The organism is Actinomadura sp. HBU206391, assembly GCF_014323665.1.
Taxonomy (GTDB): domain Bacteria; phylum Actinomycetota; class Actinomycetes; order Streptosporangiales; family Streptosporangiaceae; genus Actinomadura_C.
The window spans coordinates 1-20,183 of sequence record NZ_JABVEB010000105.1; the positions used below are offsets into that span (position 1 = coordinate 1).

Below are 20,183 nucleotides of genomic sequence, written 5' to 3' on the forward strand. Positions count from 1 at the left end.
GGGGTTCACCTTGCCGCTGAGCTTCACCGCGGTGTCCGGGGAACCGGTGAAGACCGTGCTGTCGATGGTCTTGCCGGTGGCGGCGTTCACCAGGGTGGCGCGCAGCCGCTGCCCGATCTCGGTGGAGAAGAGGCGTCCGCTGACCGCCCCCGACTCGTCGACGTCGACGTGGGCGGCGCCGTTGGCATTGGCGTTGGTGACGTCGCCGAGGTCCATCGTCGGCAGGTAGGTCTCGGTCCAGGCGAGTGTCTGGCCGGCCTTGAGCGTGGCCGGGGAGAAGAACTTGTCCGACGCGCCCGCCCAGAGCTCGATGTAGGGGCGGGCCGAGTTGCCCTTGGAGTACGGGTTGGTGTCGAACGAGGCGTTCTGACCCCACTCCCAGAGCTTCAGCCCCGGCGTCTTGGTGTTGTCGCCCACGCGCACGACGCCTTCGTTGTTCTCGTGGTTGATTACGCCCCACCAGTCGCCCTGCCGCATCGTGGCCAGATCCTGGCCGTAGGCGATGCCGCTGCGGTCCCAGTTGGACATCTTCTTGAGGGTGTCGAACTTGAGCATGCCGTCACCGGGTGCGCCGGCGGCCTCCTCCTTGTCCTCCATCCAGCGGTAGCCGGGGTCCCGGTAGATCTTCTTGACCGGCGAGACGATGGACATCGTCGGGGAGCCGGTGGACGGCCCGGCGCCGGGCGCGAGCGTGGTGCAGGTCCAGTACTCGAACTTCTTGTCCACCGAGCCCGGGTTGTGCAGGCTGACGGACATGTCGACCGACGGGGCGTCGTCGGTGAGGCTGTAGGTGACCGTCGTCTCGATCCCGGTGGGACCGTAGACGTACCGGGACGGCTTGTACGGGTAGTCCACGTTGTCGGTCTTGGTCATGGCGATCGAGAACCGGTCGCCGTTGCGGGTGACCTTGTAGTCCCACGGGACGTTCCAGTACTTGCCGTGCTCGGCCTCGGTGAGGGTGGGGAAGACCCCGCCCCACACCATGAGCCAGTTCTGGTAGAAGGGCGAGTTGCCGGGGGTGCCGGGGGCGGCACTGGAGAAGCCGTACGGCGTGCCGACCGGGTTGGCGTAAAAGACGTCGTGGCCGGTCGGCTTGTAGATCATGGACAGCAGGCGGCCGCCGTAGCCGGGCGCGAACGTGGCCTTGACGTACTTGTTCTCGGCGACGACCGTTTTGATCGTCTGGGGGACGACCTTGTTGGCGACACCGTCGCTGCGGACCGAGACGCCGTCGGCGCTGACCTTGTAGTCGTACCGCTGGAAGACGGTGGTGGCGTGCGTCTCGACCTTCAGGTAGTCCGGTCCGCTCGGGTCGAACCCGGTGCCAGGCTCGTCCTTGTGCCTTGACGCCTTGACGTGCTCGCCGCCGGTGTCGGTGCTGACCGTCCCCGTGATGTCGGTCAGTGCTCCCGGCCGCAGCGCCACCGTGCCCCGCGAGCCCGACCTGAGCCGCTCGCCGCTGTCGAGCTTGACGATCAGGGTGGACGCGTCGGGGAAGTAGGCGGCGTCCTCGCGCAGCACGCCGGCCACGTCGCGTCCGCTGCGGGTGGTCAGCCCGCTGAATCGCAGCACGTTCCGCACGTCGCCGGCGGTGATGGTGGTACCGCTCACGCCGGTCTGGGTCTCCTTGACGGCGAGGTCGCGGTCGCCGGAACGGAGCTTGGCGATCCGGCGGGTGAAACGGACCGCGATCTGGTCGCCGGCCGCACTGGCCTCGGCTTCGGCGATCTGTGCGGGCCGGTAGGCGGTGCCGCCCTCGGCCACGTGCGCGGTGACGGCCTCGGTGGCCGCTCCCGCACTGGTGGTCAGCCTCAACGTGGCGGCGAACGTCAGGTCGGAGGCCGCGTCGCGGTCCAGGTCGATGCTGAAGTACAGCCGGAAACCGCGCCGGTCGGTGCCGGCGCGGTGCTCCACGTAGACGGGGCTCACGGACGAGTCGCCGCTCGCCAGCGTGATGTTGGCCGCGGTGTAGACGCCCACCGGCATCCCGGACCAGACGCTGGAGGCGAACGTGACGTCGACCGTGCGGGAGTCCACGACCGCGGCCTTGGAGACGCGAGCCGGTGCGGCGTCGCTCGCCGTGCCGTTGAACGAGGTGGCCTGGGTCTTGGAACCGGGCAGCACGCCGCCGTCGTCGGCGCGGAAGAACAGATCGGCGAGCTTGTCGCCGCCGCCGTCCAGCCACAGCCGGTAGGGGCGCTGCTCCAGATGGACGCCCGTGCCGAGCACCACCCGCAGGGTGCGGTGGTCGCCGGTGTCGACCGGGCGCACCGACGTGCCGGCGACCTCGGACAGTGCCCGCCCGTCGAGCACCGCGTCCGGGCTGCCGGCGGCGCCGCCGCTGACCTTGATGAACTGCCCGGCGTAGGCCTGGTTGGCGGCGGTGAACTGCAGGAGGTCGTCACCGAGCGACTTGTTGAAGGTGATGTCGATGGACTTGTCGTCCGGCGCCGTCACGCCGGTGACGCGCAGCGCGGGCGCTGACCTGGTGGCCTGCTGCGCGGCCTGCGCCAGCACGGGTTGTGGCAGGAGGGCCACCGTCCCGCCGGTGCCGGTCAGCGCCAGCGCGGTGAGGATCACCAGACTGCGTGATCGGACCCGTGTTGCTCGGGTGTGCATCGTATCCTTTTCCTTTCGAAGGCATCCCCGGATGCGGGGGCCCGGCGGTCGGGCCGGGCTCCCAAGGGGGCAAAGGGGTGGGACCTTACTCGTCGGGGCGAAGGCAAGGCTTCGCCCCGGGCCGGGCGGTGCCGCCGGGCCCGAATGGGTGGTCGGTGGGTAATGGGTGGTCGTTGGGTCAGGCGCTGTGCGCCTGATTGAGTTGGGCCTCGTTGATCTCCGCGACGGTCGGATAGGAGCGGGCGCAGCCCGTCCGCCGACAGGACAGGGAGCCGGCGATCACCGCTTGTTCCAGTGCCTCCCTCGGCCCGGCACCGGCCAGCCGGCCGGCCATGTAGGTGCCGGCGAGGGCGTCGCCGGCACCCGCCGTGTCGACCACCTCGACCGGTGGGGCGGTCACCCGGTAGGCATGGTCGGCGGTCAGCACGGTGGCGCCGGCCGCGCCGTCGGTCAGCACGATCTCCTGCGGCTCCGGTCCGAGCGCGGTGCGGATCCGCTCCGGCCGGTCGGTGCCGAACAGGCCGCGGGCGTCCTCGCCCGACATGATCACGATGGTGGCGGCCCGGGCGAACTCGACTCCGCGCCCGGTGTCCGGTCGCAGCGCCGGGCGATGGTTGACGCAGAACGTCACCGGGATGCCCCGCTCGCGGGCCAGCCGCGCCGCCCGCTCGGCGGCCCGGGCGGCGCTGTCGGAGATGGCCAGCGATATGCCGCTGACATGCAGGGCGTCCGCGTCATCGAGCAGACGCCCGTCCACGTCCTCCTCACTGAGCAGGGTCGCCGCCGAGTTCGACCGGTAGTAGTGGAAGCGGTGTTCGCCGAACCCGACCGCGTTGACGTACACCCCGGTGGGGGCGGAGTCGTCGACGGCGATCCGGCTGACGTCCAGGCCGGACCGCCGCCAGTAGTCCATCAGCAGCGTGCCGGGTGCGTCCGCGCCGAGCCGGGTCAGCAACCTGGCCTTGGTGCCCATGCGCGCCGCCATGATGGCGACGTTGGCGACATCGCCGCCGTACCCCCTGCCGAGGTAGTCCGGCGGGAGGTCGTCCCGCACCCCCACCTCGAGCAGGCCCTCTCCGATCGCGACGAGCACTGGGGTCCGGCCGCCGCTCGCGGACTCCTGGTTGTCATCGGTCACACCGTCTTCCTCACTCCCCGATATCGGCACGTCCGGCTCAGAAAAGGCTGTTCGGGTCGTAGAACTGGTCGACGTTGTCCTTGTTGACGACCGGCGCGTCGAGCGGTGTGTCCTTGGTCGGCTGCGCGCCGCCCAGCACGGCCATCATCCGGTTGAGCCCGGTACGGCCGATCGTGTCGGCGTTGTTCACCGCGGTGGCGCCGTAGTTAGAGCCGTCCTTGATGGCCTTCAACGCCTCTTTCTGACCATCGGCGCCGACCAGGAACATCTCGTCGGTGCGGTCGGCGTCGGCGATCGCCTTCTGCGCGCCCAGGCACATGGAGTCGTTCTCGCAGAAGACGGCGTCGATCTTGCTGTTCTTGGCGAGCAGGTTCTCCATCACCTTCAGGCCGCCGTCGGAGCTCCAGCCACCGAAGTCCGGCGCCTCGATCACCTTGATGCCCGGCGACTGCTTCACCGCGCCCAGCAGGCCGTTGGTCCGGTCCAGGCCGATCGTGTTGTCGGCCGGGCCGCCCTTGATGACGGCCAGGGTGCCGTTGCCCTTCAGCCGGTCGACGACGTACTTGCCGTCGCCCTGGCCGATCTGGGTGTTGTTCGGGCCGATCCAGCTCGTGTACTGCCCGCCGCTGAACTTGCGGTCCACCAGCACCGACGGCACGTTCTTCTGCTTGATCGCGTTCATGGCCGCCGGAGCCGCGTTCAGCGGGCCGCCGGAGATGATGACGCCGTCGACGCTCTGGGTGAGCAGGTCGTCGATGTCGGAGGTCAGTTTGCTGGCGTCGCCCTGGGCGTCGGTCTGGATCAGCTTGATGTTGGTGTAGGTCTTGGACTCGGCCTCGATCGCCTTGGACATCGCGATGAAGTACGGCGCCCCGAGGCTGAAGTTGGCGACGCCGATCTTCAACTCCTTCTTCTCGGCGGTGCCGCCGCCGGAGTCGTCGGAGCCGCCGCACGCCGAGAGCGACAGCGCCAGAGCACCCACGGCCACGCCGCAGACGAGCTTCTTCATGGTGCCTTCCTTTGAAACGAGGGGTGAGGATGAGGACCTGCTGTGAGAAGGCCGCGGCGATGGCGGCCTAGATGTTCTGCTGTTCGCGTCGCCGGGCGAGGATGGCGACTCCGATGATCACTCCCTTCAACACCTGCTGCCAGTAGCTCTGCACGTCGTAGAGGCTCAGCAGGTTGTCGATGAGACCGAGCAGGACGACGCCGCCGAGCGTGCCGCCGACGGTCCCGCGGCCCCCCGAGAGGGCGGCTCCGCCGATGACGCACGCCGCGATCGCGTCCAGCTCGAATCCCTGGCCGACGCTGGGCTGTGCGATGCCCACGCGCGACGCGAGGATCACCCCCGCCAGCCCCGCGCACAGCCCGGACAGCGCGTACGCCAGCACCAGATGCCGCTGCACTTTGACGCCGGCCAGTCGGACGGCCTCCCGATTGCCGCCGATGCCCAGCAGCGACCGGCCCGCCGAGGTCCGGTTGATCAGAACCCAGCCGAGCGCGAACATGACGACCGTGATGATCGCCGCCATCGGCACCGGGCCGAGATTCTGCGCGCCGAGAGTGAGGAAGTCCGGCGTGGTCGGGCTGATCGGCGTACGGGAGTAGACGTACGTCAGCCCGCGGAAGGTGGTCATCGCCGCGAGCGTGACGACGAACGGCGCGAGCGCGAAGCGCGCGACCAGCACGCCGTTGACCACCCCGCACGCGGCGCCGAGCACGATCGCGGCCACGATCGCCAGTGGCACCGGCAGGCCTTCGACCAGACCGGCCGAGACGATGCCGGTCAGCGCCACCACCGAGCCGACCGACAGATCGATCCCGCCGGTGAGGATCACCATCAGCATGCCGAGGCTGAGCAGGCCCGTGGTGACCATCTGGCGCAGCAGGTTGGTCAGGTTGCCCTCGGTCAGGAACGCGTCGTTGGTGATCCCTGAGATCACGACGACGGCCAGCGCGAGCGCTATGAAGATCACGTTGACGAGGGGGACGTGGACGAAGGGCCCGCGGCCCGTCCACGACCCCGCCGCCGCGACCGGCTCGCCGGCCGGCGGAGCGGCGGTCTTCGCGGGGCTCTCGTCGGTCATGCGGCCACCCCCACAGAGTGCGCGAGGACCTCGTCCTCGGTCGTGTCGGCCGACCGGACCTCGGCCACCAGCCGGCCCTCGCGCATCACCAGCACGCGGTCGGTGGCGCCGAGCACCTCGGTCAGGTCCGATGAGATGAGCAGAACGCCGAGCCCGGCCTGGGTGAGCGTGTCGATCATGCGGTAGATGTCGACCCGCGTCGCCATGTCGACGCCGCGCGTCGGCTCGTCGAGGATGAGTACGCGCGGTTCGGTCAGCAGCCACTTGGCCAGGACGACCTTCTGCTGGTTGCCGCCGCTGAGGTTGACCACCGGCATGCCCGGCCGCGGCGGCCGGATGTCGAGGCGTTCGACCATCTGCCGGACGGCCGCGTTGCGGCGGCGCGTGTCGAGCAGGCCTCTGCGGCGCAGCCGGGGCAGCGTCGCGAACGTCGCGTTGTCGGCGACGTCCATCCCGAGCACCAGGCCGGTGTGCTTGCGGTCCTCGGTCACGAGGGCCAGCCCGGCGGCGATCGCGTCGCCCGGGGTCCGGAACCGCACCGGCTCGCCGTCGATCCGCACCGTGCCGGCCGTCGGCCGGTCGGCGCCGAACAGACAGTGCGCGACCTCGCTGCGACCGCTGCCGACGAGCCCGAACATGCCGACGATCTCACCCGCGGCGATCGAGAACGAGATGTCGTGGAACGCGCCTTCTCGGCCGAGCTCCCGCACCTCGAGCAGGGGCGGCCCGGTCGCGGGCTCGCGGTCGGGATAGATCTGCTCGAGCCGCCGCCCGGCCATGAGCGTGATGATCTCGTCTTCGCTGGTCTCGGCGGGCGTCAGCGTCTCGACCACCCGGCCGTCTTTGATCACGGTGATCCGGTCCGCGATCTCCATGACCTCGGCCAGCCGGTGCGAGACGTAGACGACGGCCACGCCGCGGTCGCGAAGTGCGCGGATCAGGTCGAACAGCCGCTCCAGATCGGCACCGGCCAGCACCGCCGACGGCTCGTCGAGCACGAGCATCCGCGGCTCACCTGCCAGCGCCTTGGCGATCTCGACCATCTGCTGCCGGGCCACCGAGAGCCGCCCCGCGCGGGCACGCGGGTCGATGTCGGTGAAGCCGATCTCCTTCAGGAGCGCACGTACCCGCGCGTGCGCGGCCGGCCAGTCCAGCAGGCCGCGCGAGGTGGGCAACGCGCCGAGCAGGACGTTCTCGGTGACCGTCATCTGGGGCACCAGGCTGAGCTCCTGGTAGACGGTGCGGAATCCGCGGGCGTGCGCGTCCTGCGGACTGTGCAGCGTCAGGGGCTCGCCGTCGAGCAGGATCTCGCCACGGTTCAGCGGCTCGGCTCCGGCCAGCACCTTGATGAGCGTCGACTTGCCAGCCCCGTTGGCGCCCGCGATGGCGAGCACCTCGCCGCCCCGGATGGTGAGGTCCACGCCGTGCAGTACCTCGACGCCGGCGTATCCCTTGTGGACTCCTCGCAGCTCGAGCGTCATGCCATGCCGTCCATCACGATGACGGTCTTCTGCTCGGTCATGTCCAGGAGCGTGTCGTGCAGGCCCTCGCGGGCTCCGCCGGTCAGTTTCACTCCGCCGAAGGGCAGGTTCTCGGCGCGCAGCGCGGTCGACCCGTTGATGACGACGCCGCCGACCTCGAGCCGCCGGGCGAGCGAGAACGCCCGCGACACGTCCTTGGTGAAGATCGCGGCCTGCAGGCCGTACGGGGACTCATTGGCCAGCTCGACCGCCTCGAGCGGGTCGCCGACCCGCAGCAGCGGCGCCACCGGGCCGAAGATCTCTTCGTCCACCGCCTTCGCGCGGGGGGCGACGTCGACGAGCACCGTCGGCGGCACGAAGGCCCCTTCGCGCGGCCCGCCGACCACGACGCGTGCGCCGGCACCGACCGCGGCCTCGACCGCGCCGGCGACCGCCACGGCGGCCGGCTCCGTGATCAGCGGGCCCACATCGGTCGGCTCCTCCAGTTGGTCGCCGATGACGAGCTCCCTGGCCTGGGCCTCCAGGGCCTCGGCGAACGCGCCGTACACGCCGTCCTCGACATAGACCCGCTTGACCGCGCAGCAGATCTGCCCGTTGCCCCGGGCCAGCCGGCCGAGCACCACCGCCTCGGCCGCGCGTTCCAGATCGGCGTCGGCGCACACGATCAGGGCGTCGTTGCCGCCCAGCTCCAGGTGGGTCCGCTTGAGGGTCCCGGCCGCGAGTTGCGCGATGGCCTTGCCCGCTGCGGTGCTGCCGGTCAAACTGATCATCTGCACACCAGGCGTGGACGCGAGGAACCGGGCCAGCTCAGGGCCGCCGGTGACGACCTGGTGCGCCGCGGCCGGAACCCCGGCGCGCTCGACGATCTCGCCGATCGCCATCAGAGTGAGCGGGCACTTCTCCGGGGGCTTCACGATCACCGCGTTGCCCGCCGCGAGCGCCGCCGCCGCCTTGTGCGCGTAGAGCTCGACCGGGTAGTTGAAGGGGACGATCGCGGCGACGACGCCCAGTGGCTCACGGATCGTGAAGGCCAGGTGCGACTCCAGACCCGGCACCGCGTCGAGGGGGATCTGCCGCCCGAACATCCGGGTGGCCTCACCGGCGAAGCCGCGGAAGATCCGGATCGCCGCGGCGACCTCTTCGCGGGTTTGCCGGATCGGCTTGCCGTTCTCGGCCGCCAGCAACCGGGTCAACTCGACGCTGCGGCGTTCGATCTCGTCGGCCACCGCGCTCAGCAGCCTGGCCCGCTCGTGAGCGGGGATCGCCGCAATCTCCCGCCGGCCTCGCTGCGCGACCTCTACCGCCTGGCGGGCCTGGTCCTCGGTGGCAACCGGCATCTCGCCGAGCAGCGTCCCGCTGCCGGGATTGTGGATCGGCATGCTCTCCGCGACGGGAGCCGATGGCCCGTCGACCAGGAAATTCCCCAATGTCCGACTCCTTTGTCGCATCCGGACCGCAGAACGCTCCGGTTTCGTTCCGCGTCGCGGAACAGTATCTCGTCTGATAGAATGTGCTCGCACAGTAGATGCGAAGGAATCCGACTGTCAATGGGTGAAATTTCGGGCGAAACCGACCACCGTGTGGGTCGTTCCTCCAATGCCGGCAACGCGGTCAGCAAGGCCGTGAACGTGCTCGAAGCCGCGGTCGCGGGAGCGGAGCCGCGGCGCCTGGGTGACATCGCGACCGACGCGGGCGTGCCGAAGGCGAGCGTGCACCGCATCCTCGCCACGCTCGGCGAGCTCGGCTTCATCGCCAGCGACGGTGACGGCACCTACCGGGTGGGTCCGCGCATGCTGGCGCTGGCCGAGGAGGTCAAGGCGGTGGGCACGGCGGGCATCGGAGATGTGCTGTCGGCCCTGGCCACAGAGGTGGGTCATACCGTTCACATGGCGTTGCGCAGCGGCAACCATGCCGTCTACGTCCACAAGGTCGAGGCCGACCAGCCCTATCGCATGGCGTCACGGGTCGGCATGCGCCTGCCCTTGCACTGCACGGCCATCGGGAAGAGCGTGCTGGCCCACCTGTCCGAAGAAGAGGTGCGCACAGTGGTGGCCGGCGCCGGGCTGCCCGCCCGCAATGCCAAGACCATCACCGACGCGAAACGGCTGCTCGAGGAGCTGGCCGTGATCCGGGGTCAGGGCTACGCCATCGACGACGAGGAGAACGAGACCACCATCCGCTGCATCGGTGCGCCCGTCTTCGATCGCGCCGGCGCCGTGGTCGGCGGCGTGAGCATCTCGACGGTGACCTTCCTGGTGCCACGCGACCAGCTGGTGACGTTCGCGCCCGGTCTGCTCACTGCGGCCAAGGAGGTCGGGGCGCTCCTGGGCTGAGTGGGCCCGATGCACTCGGGTACGGCCGAAGCGCGCGATCGAGGCGGTCAGTCCTCGTCGGCGGGAACGGTGAAGAGGCGGATGTGGACAGGCCGTGCGCCGGCAGGCGCGCCGTCGGAGCCGTGGCCGTGCTGCTGCAGTAGGTGGATGTAGGCCTCGAAGAACTCGGTCAGCCCCTTCTCGGTCATGTGGGTGAAGCCGCGCGACAGCATCGCCCATGCCCGGTCCCGTTCGTAGGCCTCGGGCAGCCTGCCGAGCAACTCCATGTCCTCGGCGTGCCCAAGCCGCAGCATCTCGGCGAGGACGGGCCGGTCCTCGGGCGCCAGGGTCTCGGGAACGGGCATGCGGAGATCGCGCGGGCCCTCGGTGCGGCGCCACCATCGCTCCCGGCCGGCGGACCGTTCGGGGATCTCCTCGATGAAGCCGTACTTCTCCAGCTGGCGCAGGTGATAGCTGGTCGTGCCGGTGTTGGCGCCGAGCACCTCGCCGAGAGTGGTCGACGTCGCGGGACCGTGCGCGCGGAGCCGATGCAGGATCCGGCGGCGCAGGGGATGGCTCAGCGCCTTGAGCCTTCCCGGGTCGTCCAGGATGACCGGCTTCTCGGCATCGTCCTTCATGACGAGCAGTCTAGTACTACAGAAGGATTTTTGCAGAGAACTCTTTGCAGAGATTTCTCTGTGGTCTACCGTTCTGGCCATGAACAAAGCAATCACCGTCCTTCTGGCGCTGGTCCTGGGGGCCATGGGCATGGCGCCCGCGGGGGCGGCCACCTCTGGATCGATCCCGGCGCCACCCGGCCTGACCTCCACCGACGTGAGCTTCAAGGGGTTCGGCGGGCTCACTCTGCACGGCACGGTCCTGGCACCGGCGAAGCCGGAGCCACCCCGGCCCGGCGTCGTGCTCGTCACCGGTTCGGGGGCGGGCGTACCACGCGAGCACCTGCTCACCGAGGCCACGGAGTTCGCGCGCCGGGGCCTGGCCGTCCTGATCTACGACAAGAGGTCAGCGGGCTACACGACCTTCCGCCGCTCCTACTCCGAGCTGGCCGACGACGCGCTCGGGGCCGTCCGTGCGCTCGCTGCTCAGCCCGGGGTCGACTCCGCGAAAGTGGGTCTCTGGGGGCTGAGCGAGGGCGGCTGGGTCGCGCCGCTGGCCGCGTCGAGATCCGCCGACGTGGCCTTCGTGATCGTCGTTGGCGGCAACGCGATGACGCCGATCCGGCAGCAACTCTGGAACGAGACCTCCTCGCTCCGCAGGGAGGGCGTGTCCGGCTCGCTGATCCACCACGGCAAGCGCAACTTCACCCGGCTCGGAGCCGACGCGGGACTGTTCGCCGAGGCGCACTTCGACGCCGAGGGTGTTCTGGCCCGGGTACGGCAGCCGCTGCTCGGCGTATGGGGGAGCCGTGACCTGCAGACCCCGCCCGAGGACAATCCTCCGCTCTTCGCGCGGGCGCTGCGGCGGGGCGGCAACACCCATTACACGTTCCGCTTCTTCGCCGGCGCCGACCACGCGGCGCACGAGAGCCCCGACGGCGGCCGTACCCGGGGGCCGGCGCTGGCGCCCGGGTACGCCGACCTGGTCGGTTCGTGGATCGGTGACGTGACGAGCGGACGCCTGCCGAACGCCGACGCCCCGACGCCGCCGCGGCAGGACGACGCGAGCATCGAGGCGCCGCCGTCGGCGTGGTGGGAGTCGGCCTGGGCGCAGCTCGCGGCGTTCGTGCTGTTCTTCGTGTCGTTCACCGCGTATCCGCTGGTGGCCCTGGTGCGGCGGCTCCGCGGCCGAAGGACGCGACCGGTGAGCCGCTGGGCCCGGCTGGTCGCCGCCGGCGGCCTGGCCGCCGTGATGGGCGTGTTCTCCTATCTCTTCTACCTGATGGCGGCCGGGCGATCGCCGCACCCCGGGAACGTGCTCGCAGGCCGGCCACTGCCGTGGCTCGGGCTGCAGATGCTCGCCGTGGCCGTCGTCGCCGCCGGCGTCGCGACCGCCGTGGCCTGGCGCCGCGCCGCCGCGACCGTCCCCTGGGGGGAGCGGCTACGGCTGGGCCTGCTGTTCACCGCCGGAACGGTGTTCATCCCGTGGGCCTTCTACTGGGGACTGCTCCTTCCCTGACCGGCCACCACGGGCAGGTGATCTCGCGATCGATGTCGACCTCGCCGGCCATCAGGCGCTCACCACGGTGGCCGGCGAGTCCCTCCCGCCCATCGGCCGCGCGGTGGTGACGGTCAGCGCCGCTCCGCCACCAGCAGCATGAAGAGCGCGGTGGGGAAGCCGTCGCGCCACCAGGGGTCGCTCTGGAGCTGTTCGCCGGTCGGGTGCGGCTCGCGTAGATCCGTGATCACGAAGCCGGCGTCTCGGAGCGTCCCGGAGTAATACTCCAGCGGCCGGAGCCAGGAGGTGATCATCGAGGGCGATTCGAGCCCGTCCACCATGAAGTGCTGGTCGATGCCCCGCGAGGTGAAGTACCGCGAGGCCGGCACGCTGTTCATCGCCCCGTTCTCCGAGTGCGCGGTGTAGAAGCACGGATGCAGCGTGAGGATGACCAGCCGTCCGCTGCTCTTCAGGACGCGGCCGAACTCGTGGATCGCGCGCGACGGGTCATGAAGGTGGCTGAACAGGTGATTGCAGACGACGAGGTCGAAGACCTCATCCCCGACGGGTATCGCGTCGACGCTCGCGCAGGTGAACGAGACGGGTTCGGCAGTGCCGGTCGGAACGCTCTCGGCCGCGTCTATCAGGCCCTGGCAGGCGTCGACGCCGAGGACGTCGGCGCCCTGGGACGCGAGCCTGCGGGCGAGGTAGCCTTCACCGCATCCCGCGTCCAGGATCTTCTGTCCTTCGCATGGGCCGATCGCGTCGAGAACGGCTCGGTCGGTGAGTTCGGTGCGGTACCGGTCACGGTGCTCCCGGATGACCTTCACCCAATACTCCGCGTTCGCCTCCCATCTCTCTCGCGTGAGTTCTGCGACTGCTCTTGCATCGTCCACCGGCCCCACGTTCTCCAAACCTTGGTCAGGCCATGCCCTTAAGCTGTTTCACCAGTTTGTTGCAGGCGTCCCGTACTCTTTTGTCCTGGCAGTCGGCTGCGCGCTGCTCGAGCACCGTTATCAGCTCCGCGACCCTTAATCCGAAGCTGGGATCCCGTTGCAGTGCCAAGGGAATGTAGGTCGATACCAGGTAGTACACGTAGGCGTCGTTGTAGCTCGTTATCTCCCGCAGCACCTCTCTGGCCGTATTGCGCAACAGCAGTGAGCTGGGCAAAGTGAAGTCAGAGCTTATTCGGCCGTCCCGGGTGTACGTGGGGAAGGACCATTCTTCGAGCGCCGCGTATATGGGGGTCCGGTCGAGTTCCTGTCGATATCTCTCCGCGAGGTCGAGATCATTCGAGCTGATGAGCGAGCCCATCACCACGCCCCGCATCATGAAGGCGGTCTGCCGTCCGGGGACCTCGAAGGCCAGCCCGGCATCCTGAGTTCCGGTCACCTTGCTGACCTGGTGCGTGAGGATGTTGAGAGCGAGAATCGAATGGAACGAGTAGGTCTTGCGATTCAGCAGGGGGGCGAGTTCGATCGATGACTCGAAGAGCTTGTGCTGGTCGCTGAGCAGCCCGTGGCCCGGTTCGGTGGAATAGAGCGCCTCGAGCGCCCGGTCCTGCTCACGCCCCCAGAAGCGGGCGAGATAGGAGGAGACCTTCTGGTTGGCATCGCCCCGGACGATGTGCAGAGCGGCTTCGAGGGCGTTCAGGAGATGCTGCTGAGCCACGGTCGAGCCCTCGAGCGCCCGCAGGTCGACCGACAGCCCCTCGGCGTGCAGATCCGTGACGAGCGTGTTGCGTCGCCTCAGCAGGGAGTGCGCCATGGAGTACTCGGCGATTCCCGGCACCGACGACATGAGGCTCTGCAGCGACCTGCCGCTGATGCGGTCGAGCCAACCGGTGTTCTCCCACATCCGGAAGACCGTGCTCTCGTCGAGCCCGGAGAGAATCGCCACGTCGGACATGTTCAGCCCGATGGCCTTGGCGATTTCAGAAAGAGATTTCGGCTCGCTGTCCGCTGTCATTACTTGCCCCAAGAGTGGCACCGGTCGGCGCCTTGATCTTATCGGGGCGGCTGAGAGCGACAAGGCAGATCGGTGCAATCCATCCCAAGATTCATCGCACCTGTCATACCGCTGGCCATCCCAGGCGCGCTTCCGGAGTGGCCGCCACCTGCGCGTACAGGGCGAAGTGGTGCGGGACGGGCCCCACAGCCCTCGCCGGGCGCGGCCCGGCGCGGCCGGGCGCTCGGACCGGCTGGTCGCTCGGTGACCCATGGTGAATACGCTCGTCATCTCGGCAATGTGGTGAATGCCCTCGCCGGGCCGGACAAGGGGTGGACTATCCGGGTTTTCTCCCGATGTAGCCGATCAGGGGCAGCGTGTCGCTCGTCCCCGGATGGCGGCCTGAGCGCGACAGCGGGAGATTCGCCGGATAGGGAGGGATCGGCTCGAAGCCGTGGAAGAGCCCGGTCATCTCCTGCCGGCTCCTCGGAACGAACGGAAGGCCCGCTTCCCGATAGAGCGCGGACACCGCTTCGAGCTCCGGTGTCCGTTCGGCATGGGAGATCACCACGTGGCTGCCCGGCGGCAGGCCCTTCAGGAGGTGGTCGACGATCTGATAGGGGTTCTCGGCATCGGTGATGAAGTGCAGGACGCCCAGCAGAAGCACGGCCACGGGCTCATCGAAGTCGATCAGCCGTCCCAGCTCGGCGTGGCCGAGGATGTCGCCGGGCTCGCGGAGGTCGGCCTCGAAGGCCTTGGTGTTGGCGTTGACGGCCAGCAGTGCCCGCGCATGGCTGAGCACCATCGGGTCGTTGTCGACATGGGCCACTCTGCAGGCCGGGTCGATTCGCCGGACGACATCGCCCACGTTCTCGCGCCCCGGGAGACCACATCCGATGTCGAGAAACTGCCGGAGGCCGACCTGGTCGGCGAGGAGACCGGCGGCGTGGGCGAGAAAGGCCCGGTTGACCCGGACGAGTCTGGAGATGACCGGGGCCGTCCGCAGAGCCCGTTCGGCCAGGTCCCGGTCCGCGGCGTAGTTGTCCTTGCCGCCGAGATAGTGGTCGTACATTCTGGCGGCACTGGGAGCCATGGCACCGGTGCCGGCGGAGGCGGCCGCCCCGTCCTCAGGACCGAAGGGCCCGCTCCGGCGGGACCCGGGCCGCCGTCCCATGGTCAGCACCGACCCCGAGCTCACAGAATCCCCCGTCCTTCGCCGATCTCGGCCCCGAACCAGAACGTGGCCGTCCCGTCGGCGTTGCGATGCGTCCCGTAGCCCGAGGCGAGCGCTTTGATCAGGTCCAGTCCGCGCCGGTCGACGGTGAGCGGATCGTTGGACGCCTGCGGCGCCCCGAGCCGGGAGCCGCCATCGGTGACCTCGACCTGCACGAAGCAGTCGATGTGCAGCGCCGAGAGCAGGACCGTCCCGTCGTGGCGCGGCTTCGCGTGCACCACGGAGTTCGTCACCGCCTCGCTGGTCAGAAGCTCGAGATCACCGAGCCCGGACCGGTCGGCCACGAAGTACTCGCCGACGAGTTCGCGCACGTAGGAGCGGGCCAGCCGTACGGCGGCCGGTGTCGCGGCAAGTTCGATCTCTCCGATGAGACGTCCGGACGTCATGCCGGCCCGACGGCCGGCCTGGCCTCCGAGCTCCAGAAAGGGTTCGAACGGCGGTCCTGGGAACGACGCGGACGATCCCGGCCATGCGGGTCGTGCCTCCATGGCGACGACGGCTTCACGCATCCGCGCCGGGAACATCCGCCCTGTGGTCTGCTTCGCTCGCACAACAGACACCATGACGCATGGAGGGTGGCCGAGTCACCGACGCTTGCACGGATGCAAAGGGCCTACGGCATGCTGCGCGAAGCGTCCGGTCCGGCGGGCTGCAGTCCGCGGGGGTCGCGGAACGCGCGCCGGCGGGCGGCGCGGTAGATTTCCAGCATCTGCTCGCCGTGGTGCTGCGGGTTCATCGCGGCGGCCACCTCGCGGGCCGCGGCACCGAGGCGGCGCGCCGTGTGCGGTTCGGACAGCAGCTCCGAAACGGCTGCGCCCAGGTCGCCCGGAGCCGGCCGGGCCAGGATCATCGCGGTGCGCATCGGGCTCGTCGCGTGCAGGGCGGCGTCGACCACGACGGAAGGCAGCCCGGCCAGTGCGGCCTCGTGCAGCACGAGTCCCTGGGTGTCGGTGCGCGAGGGGAAGGCGAACACCTGCGCCGCGGCGTAGGCGTCGGCGACCTCCGGGGCCGCCTGCTGCCCGGTGATGACGGTGCGATGCGCGATGCCCGCCGAGGCGAGCAGCCCGCGCAGCCATCGCGGGCGGTAGAGCGCGCCGACGAGCGCCAGCCGCGCCTCGGGGTGGGCGTCCAGTACGGTGCGGAACGCGTGTACGAGGAGGTCGACGCCCTTCTCGTGGTGCACCCGGCCGACGAACAGCACCAGGGGGGCCTCGACCGGTATCTTCCAGCGCGCGCGGAACCGCGGCCCCGCGTCAGGTGGCGTGGTGACGTGCGCGACCCCGCTCGGCAGCACGACGACCCGATCGTGGGGGAGCGGAAGCGGGGCGCGCCGTAGGATCGCCTCGGTCGGAACGATGATCGTGTCGGCCGCGCCGAACATCAGCGAGTTGATCGCATCGATGACCGCGCGGCGGTGGCGGGGTACTTGAGCGGCCACGGAGAGACGCCCGGCGTAGTACCGCATGGTCAGCCGCAGAACGCCGGTGGGGATCCGGTACGCGTCGGCGTAGGCGTGCAGGTCGGTGTGGTAGGTGACCACCGAGGGCAGTCCGAGCTCGCGGGCGGTCAGCACGCCCAGCAGCCCGACGGAGCCGGACGTGTGCACGTGCACGAGCTGCGGGGACCACCGCGCCACCGTGTGGACGTGCCGGAGCCGTGGCCGGCAGAACCGCAGGCCCGCGACGCCGAGGGAGACCGAGGGCAAGGCGAGACCCACCTCTTCGCACGGCGGCCGGGCGGGAAAGCGCGGCACCACGAGCAGACCGGGATGCCCGCCGTGATCAAGCGTGTTGATCATGGTCCGCAGGGCGGTGACGATGCCGTCTCTGCGCGGCAGGAAGGTGTCACTGAAGTGTGCGACGCGTACCGGCGCGCCGTCCGGGATGTAGCCGTTCACGGGGCTGACCGGCTAGGAGCGGCGACGTCCGTCGAACTGCGGATCCATGCCGCCGCGGCCCGGGGGGGCGAAGAACGGATCAGCAAGGAGCATGGCGGCGTCGGCGCTCCTCGATGACAGTTCACCCAGCACTCGAGCCACTCTCCCGCCTGATCCCCGGCGTCGTGGAAAGCCTCCACCGCCGCCAACGCATGTGACGGACGGGGACGTCGAAATCGCCAGGTTCCGGCCGCAGTAGCGGTCACCCTACCAACCGGTCGCCTCTCACGTTGTGATCATTTGGATCTTCGGCCCGGGCCCCTCGGGACCGGCCTTCAGAGCGCGTAGACCCTCCGCGCGGTCTCGGTGAAGACATCGCGCCGAATGTCCGGAGCGTAGCGGTCGAGGGCGCGCCGCCAGGCCCTGACCAGGGTCGGCAGATCGGTCCAGAGCTTCTCGACCGGGAAGTTGCTGCCCCACATGCAGCGTCGCGAGCCGAACATCTCCAGACAGGCCGAGGTCACCAGGTCGATGAGCGCCTGATCGACCCGGTGCACGAAGGTCCCCTGGCCGGTGAGCTTGACCACGACATTGGGCTGCTCGGCCAGAAGCCGCATGCCTCGCGTCCACTCCGCGACGTGGGACGGTTCGGTGCCGTCCAGCATGCCCGCGTGCACGAGCACGAAGGTGATGTCCGGGAAGTCCGCCACGAACGCGGCCGCGTCGGCCATCTGAGGTGCGAAGACCTGTAGCTCGAACAGCCAGCCGAGCTCGGCCAGCGTGGCGATGTTGCGGCGGAACACCGGGTCGTTCATCCGGTCCGGAGCGGAGGCGAACCGGAACTCCGGACGGTCGTGCCAGTGCAGCTGCAGCCGGGTCCCTCGCATCAGCGGGGTGAGTTCGGCCTGGTGGCGCATCACCTCGGCGGCGCCGGGGTCGAACAGGTCGGCTGAGCCGATCACGGCCATGGGCCACCCGGTCTGCGCGTTGACGTCGCGCAGCCAGCGGACCTCGTCGACGGACCGTTCGAGCGGCCAGTTCGTCTGCACGTAGACCGACGAGGAGATGCCGCAGGCGGTGGCCTCGGCGACGTACTCGTCGGCCGGGTAGTCCCGGCGGATCGGCTCGTAGGGGCCGAAGATGCGCGGCACCATCTCGCCGTCGAGCCAGGGCAGATCCGCCTTCCGCCAGATGTGGTGGTGGGCGTCGACCAGCTCGGCCGGAGCGTCGCCGGTGTTCTCGCTGTCTTCGGGGTGGTCGGGCTGCTCGGGACTCGTCATGTGCGTGTTCCAGTCCGTGCGGGGTCGGGCCGGCGGCGTGCGGCCGCGCGGCGGGGTCCGGTCACGACCGCGGGGATGCTGCGGATCTCGGCCAGGCCGGTCTCCAGATCGCGCACGCCGCCGAGGTGGTCGAGGCTGCGCAGCTGGTCGGCCATGCCGCGGGTGATCGGCCGGTAGGTCGGTGAGCAGGCCAGCGGGGACCACCAGATGAGCCGATGCGCGAGTCGGGAGAGACGTTCGGTGGAGCGAACCATGGCGGTGGGGTCACCGCGCTCCAGACCGTCCGACAGCACGATCACCAGCGCACCGCGGGCGAGCGCGAGGAAGCGGGGGTTGCTCAGGAACTGCTCCAGAGCCGCGCCGATCGCGGTGCCCCCGTCGGCGTCGAGCACCTCGTGCGAGACGGCGTCCAGCGCCCGGTCGGCCTGGGCGCAGGACAGTGCGGCGGTGACCCGGGTGAGGCGCGTGCCGAACGTGAAGACCTCGGTGCGCGTCGGCGCGCCGTGGATCGCGGTGTGCGCCAGCCGCAGCAGTTCGGGGGTGTGCTGTTTCAACGATCCCGAGACGTCGACGAGAAGCAGCAGGCGCCGGATGCGCGGGGGCCGGGCCGTCCAACGGAGTTGCAAGATCTCGCCGCCGTTGCGGCGGGCCTGGCGCCAGACGAGTCGCATGTCCAGCCGGCGTCCGAACCGGGCGGGGCGCCGCCGCCGTGAGGGGATCGTCGGAAGGCGGGCCGGCCACTCGGCCTGGAGCGACCGCATGAGGTCGCGCTGCCGGGAGTCCGACCGGCCGAAGGCCCGCCGCCCGGTGGTCGTCAACGCGCTCGCCTCGACGCCGTCACCCTGGGCGGCGTCCTGAGGCGGCAGCTCGCCGTCGTCTCCGCCCTGCGGTGCCTGCACGTCGCTCTCGTCACCGGGCGGTGGCGAGATGACGGCCTCGGTGTCACCGCGTCGGAACCAGTCGTCGAAGACCTGGTCGAACGTGGCGAGGTCGGCGACGCTGTCCAGCAGCGTGATCCTGGCGTACCAGTACAGCGCGGTGATGTCGCGCGGCGCCGACCCCGCGATGGCGCGCAGGAAGTCGGCCTGCTTCGGGGGCGCCGGGCCAACCCCCGACCGGCGCAGGGCGGACAGGAACCCCCAGAGGTGATGTGCGGCGAGCCGCCGGCACCGGTCGAGCGGTTCCTCAGTCATGGCCGAACATCTCGCTCGCACGCTCCTGGAGCAGGCGCGTGTCCTCTTCGTCTTTGATCAACAATCCCAGGGCGCGCCGCAGCGCCTGGGGCCAGGTGCGGCCGTCGTCGACCAGTGCCACCGCCCCGCGGGCCCAGTCCACGGACTCGGCGATGCCCGGCCGTTTGAGCAGCGGCAGGGTGCGGACCTCCTGTACGGCGCGCACCAGCCGGTCGGCCGCCTCCTCTTCCAGCCCGGGTACGTGCGCGCGCAGGATCGCGCGTTCGCGCTCGGCGTCGGGGAAGGCGATCCAGTGATAGAGGCAGCGTCGTTTGAGCGCGTCGTGCAGCTCCCGGGTGCGGTTGGAGGTGAGGACGACGACCGGAGGTCGCCGCGCCCGCAGGGTGCCCAGCTCGGGGATGGTGATCTGGAAGTCGCTCAGGAACTCCAGCAGGAACGCCTCGAACTCGCTGTCGGCACGGTCGATCTCGTCGATGAGCAGCACGGCGCCGCGCTCGGACCCGACCGCCCGCAGCAGGGGCCGTCGCAGCAGGAACTCCTCGGCGTACAGGTCGGCGATGTCCTGGCCGTTGGCTTCGGCCGCGCGGACCTTCAGTAACTGCTTGGGGTAGTCCCACTCGTACAGCGCCTGACCCGAGTCCAGCCCTTCGAAGCACTGCAACCGGATCGGCTCGCGGTCCAGTACGCGCGAGAGCACCGAGGCGATCTCGGTCTTGCCCACGCCCGGCTCGCCCTCCAGCAGGAGCGGCCGACCCAGGCGCAGCGCCAGGTGGACCGCCGTGAGCAGGCCCTCGTCGGCGAAGTACCCCTCCCGCCGCAGTGCGGCGGCGAGCCGCTCCTCATCGAGGAGATCGTCCATCGCAGGGCCGGGGCGGTCGGTCACCGTCACGGCTGCTCAGGT

General features: G+C 69.9%; 17 protein-coding genes. 2 read left to right on the top strand and 15 right to left on the bottom strand.

Features of this window, described 5'->3' with window-relative positions:
- From HKK72_RS24585 to HKK72_RS24610, 6 genes are all read right to left on the bottom strand, one after another.
- On the bottom strand, positions 1 to 2,619 hold a 2,619-nt coding region (locus HKK72_RS24585; RefSeq protein WP_187236784.1), incomplete at its 3' end, for a DUF5107 domain-containing protein.
- A gap of 178 nt (positions 2,620 to 2,797) precedes the next feature.
- On the bottom strand, positions 2,798 to 3,757 hold the full coding sequence (locus HKK72_RS24590) for a sugar kinase (RefSeq protein ID WP_187236785.1): 960 nt from the start codon (positions 3,755 to 3,757) through the stop codon (positions 2,798 to 2,800).
- A gap of 37 nt (positions 3,758 to 3,794) precedes the next feature.
- Positions 3,795 to 4,766: a substrate-binding domain-containing protein gene (locus HKK72_RS24595; protein WP_187236786.1), complete on the bottom strand. Its 972-nt coding sequence runs from the start codon at positions 4,764 to 4,766 to the stop codon at positions 3,795 to 3,797.
- A 67-nt stretch (positions 4,767 to 4,833) separates the two neighbouring features.
- Positions 4,834 to 5,844, bottom strand: coding sequence for an ABC transporter permease (locus HKK72_RS24600; RefSeq protein WP_187236787.1), 1,011 nt, complete (start codon positions 5,842 to 5,844; stop codon positions 4,834 to 4,836).
- Positions 5,841 to 7,325 carry a sugar ABC transporter ATP-binding protein gene (locus tag HKK72_RS24605; RefSeq protein ID WP_187236788.1) on the bottom strand — a complete coding sequence of 495 codons (1,485 nt, stop codon included), beginning with the start codon at positions 7,323 to 7,325 and terminating at the stop codon, positions 5,841 to 5,843. The genes HKK72_RS24600 and HKK72_RS24605 overlap by 4 nt, the downstream gene beginning before the upstream one ends.
- Positions 7,322 to 8,752 carry an aldehyde dehydrogenase family protein gene (locus HKK72_RS24610; protein WP_222721090.1) on the bottom strand — a complete coding sequence of 477 codons (1,431 nt, stop codon included), beginning with the start codon at positions 8,750 to 8,752 and terminating at the stop codon, positions 7,322 to 7,324. The genes HKK72_RS24605 and HKK72_RS24610 overlap by 4 nt, the downstream gene beginning before the upstream one ends.
- Before the next feature lie 120 nt (positions 8,753 to 8,872).
- On the opposite strand from HKK72_RS24610, the gene HKK72_RS24615 reads away from it, so the two are divergent.
- Positions 8,873 to 9,658 carry an IclR family transcriptional regulator gene (locus HKK72_RS24615; protein WP_187236789.1) on the top strand — a complete coding sequence of 262 codons (786 nt, stop codon included), beginning with the start codon at positions 8,873 to 8,875 and terminating at the stop codon, positions 9,656 to 9,658.
- Between the two features lie 47 nt (positions 9,659 to 9,705).
- On the opposite strand, the gene HKK72_RS24620 is transcribed toward HKK72_RS24615, so the two are convergent.
- Positions 9,706 to 10,275: a winged helix-turn-helix domain-containing protein gene (locus tag HKK72_RS24620; RefSeq protein ID WP_187236790.1), complete on the bottom strand. Its 570-nt coding sequence runs from the start codon at positions 10,273 to 10,275 to the stop codon at positions 9,706 to 9,708.
- 79 nt (positions 10,276 to 10,354) lie between these two features.
- Between HKK72_RS24620 and HKK72_RS24625 the strand changes: the two genes are divergently transcribed.
- Positions 10,355 to 11,773, top strand: coding sequence for an alpha/beta hydrolase family protein (locus tag HKK72_RS24625; protein ID WP_222721091.1), 1,419 nt, complete (start codon positions 10,355 to 10,357; stop codon positions 11,771 to 11,773).
- A 113-nt stretch (positions 11,774 to 11,886) separates the two neighbouring features.
- On the opposite strand, the gene HKK72_RS24630 is transcribed toward HKK72_RS24625, so the two are convergent.
- The 8 genes from HKK72_RS24630 to HKK72_RS24665 form a co-directional block, all read right to left on the bottom strand.
- Positions 11,887 to 12,582, bottom strand: a complete 696-nt coding sequence (locus HKK72_RS24630) for a class I SAM-dependent methyltransferase (protein ID WP_187236791.1) — start codon at positions 12,580 to 12,582, stop codon at positions 11,887 to 11,889.
- Between the two features lie 91 nt (positions 12,583 to 12,673).
- Complete coding sequence (locus tag HKK72_RS24635) at positions 12,674 to 13,720, bottom strand: hypothetical protein (protein WP_187236792.1); 1,047 nt, start codon at positions 13,718 to 13,720, stop codon at positions 12,674 to 12,676.
- Positions 13,721 to 14,036: 316 nt separating this feature from the next.
- The gene (locus HKK72_RS24640) at positions 14,037 to 14,897 is read right to left on the bottom strand and encodes an SAM-dependent methyltransferase (RefSeq protein ID WP_187236793.1); all 861 of its coding nucleotides are present in this window, start codon (positions 14,895 to 14,897) and stop codon (positions 14,037 to 14,039) included.
- Positions 14,894 to 15,484 (bottom strand): ATP-binding protein, encoded by a 591-nt coding sequence (locus HKK72_RS24645; protein WP_187236794.1) that lies wholly within the window; start codon positions 15,482 to 15,484, stop codon positions 14,894 to 14,896. The genes HKK72_RS24640 and HKK72_RS24645 overlap by 4 nt, the downstream gene beginning before the upstream one ends.
- Positions 15,485 to 15,546: 62 nt before the next feature.
- Positions 15,547 to 16,830: a glycosyltransferase gene (locus HKK72_RS24650; protein ID WP_187236795.1), complete on the bottom strand. Its 1,284-nt coding sequence runs from the start codon at positions 16,828 to 16,830 to the stop codon at positions 15,547 to 15,549.
- Positions 16,831 to 17,144: 314 nt separating this feature from the next.
- Positions 17,145 to 18,089, bottom strand: coding sequence for an amidohydrolase family protein (locus tag HKK72_RS24655; protein ID WP_187236796.1), 945 nt, complete (start codon positions 18,087 to 18,089; stop codon positions 17,145 to 17,147).
- Positions 18,086 to 19,282 (bottom strand): vWA domain-containing protein, encoded by a 1,197-nt coding sequence (locus tag HKK72_RS24660; protein WP_187236797.1) that lies wholly within the window; start codon positions 19,280 to 19,282, stop codon positions 18,086 to 18,088. Before HKK72_RS24660 ends, HKK72_RS24655 begins: the two co-directional genes overlap by 4 nt.
- On the bottom strand, positions 19,275 to 20,165 hold the full coding sequence (locus HKK72_RS24665; protein ID WP_315987426.1) for a MoxR family ATPase: 891 nt from the start codon (positions 20,163 to 20,165) through the stop codon (positions 19,275 to 19,277). The genes HKK72_RS24660 and HKK72_RS24665 overlap by 8 nt, the downstream gene beginning before the upstream one ends.
- Positions 20,166 to 20,183 lie beyond the last annotated feature (18 nt).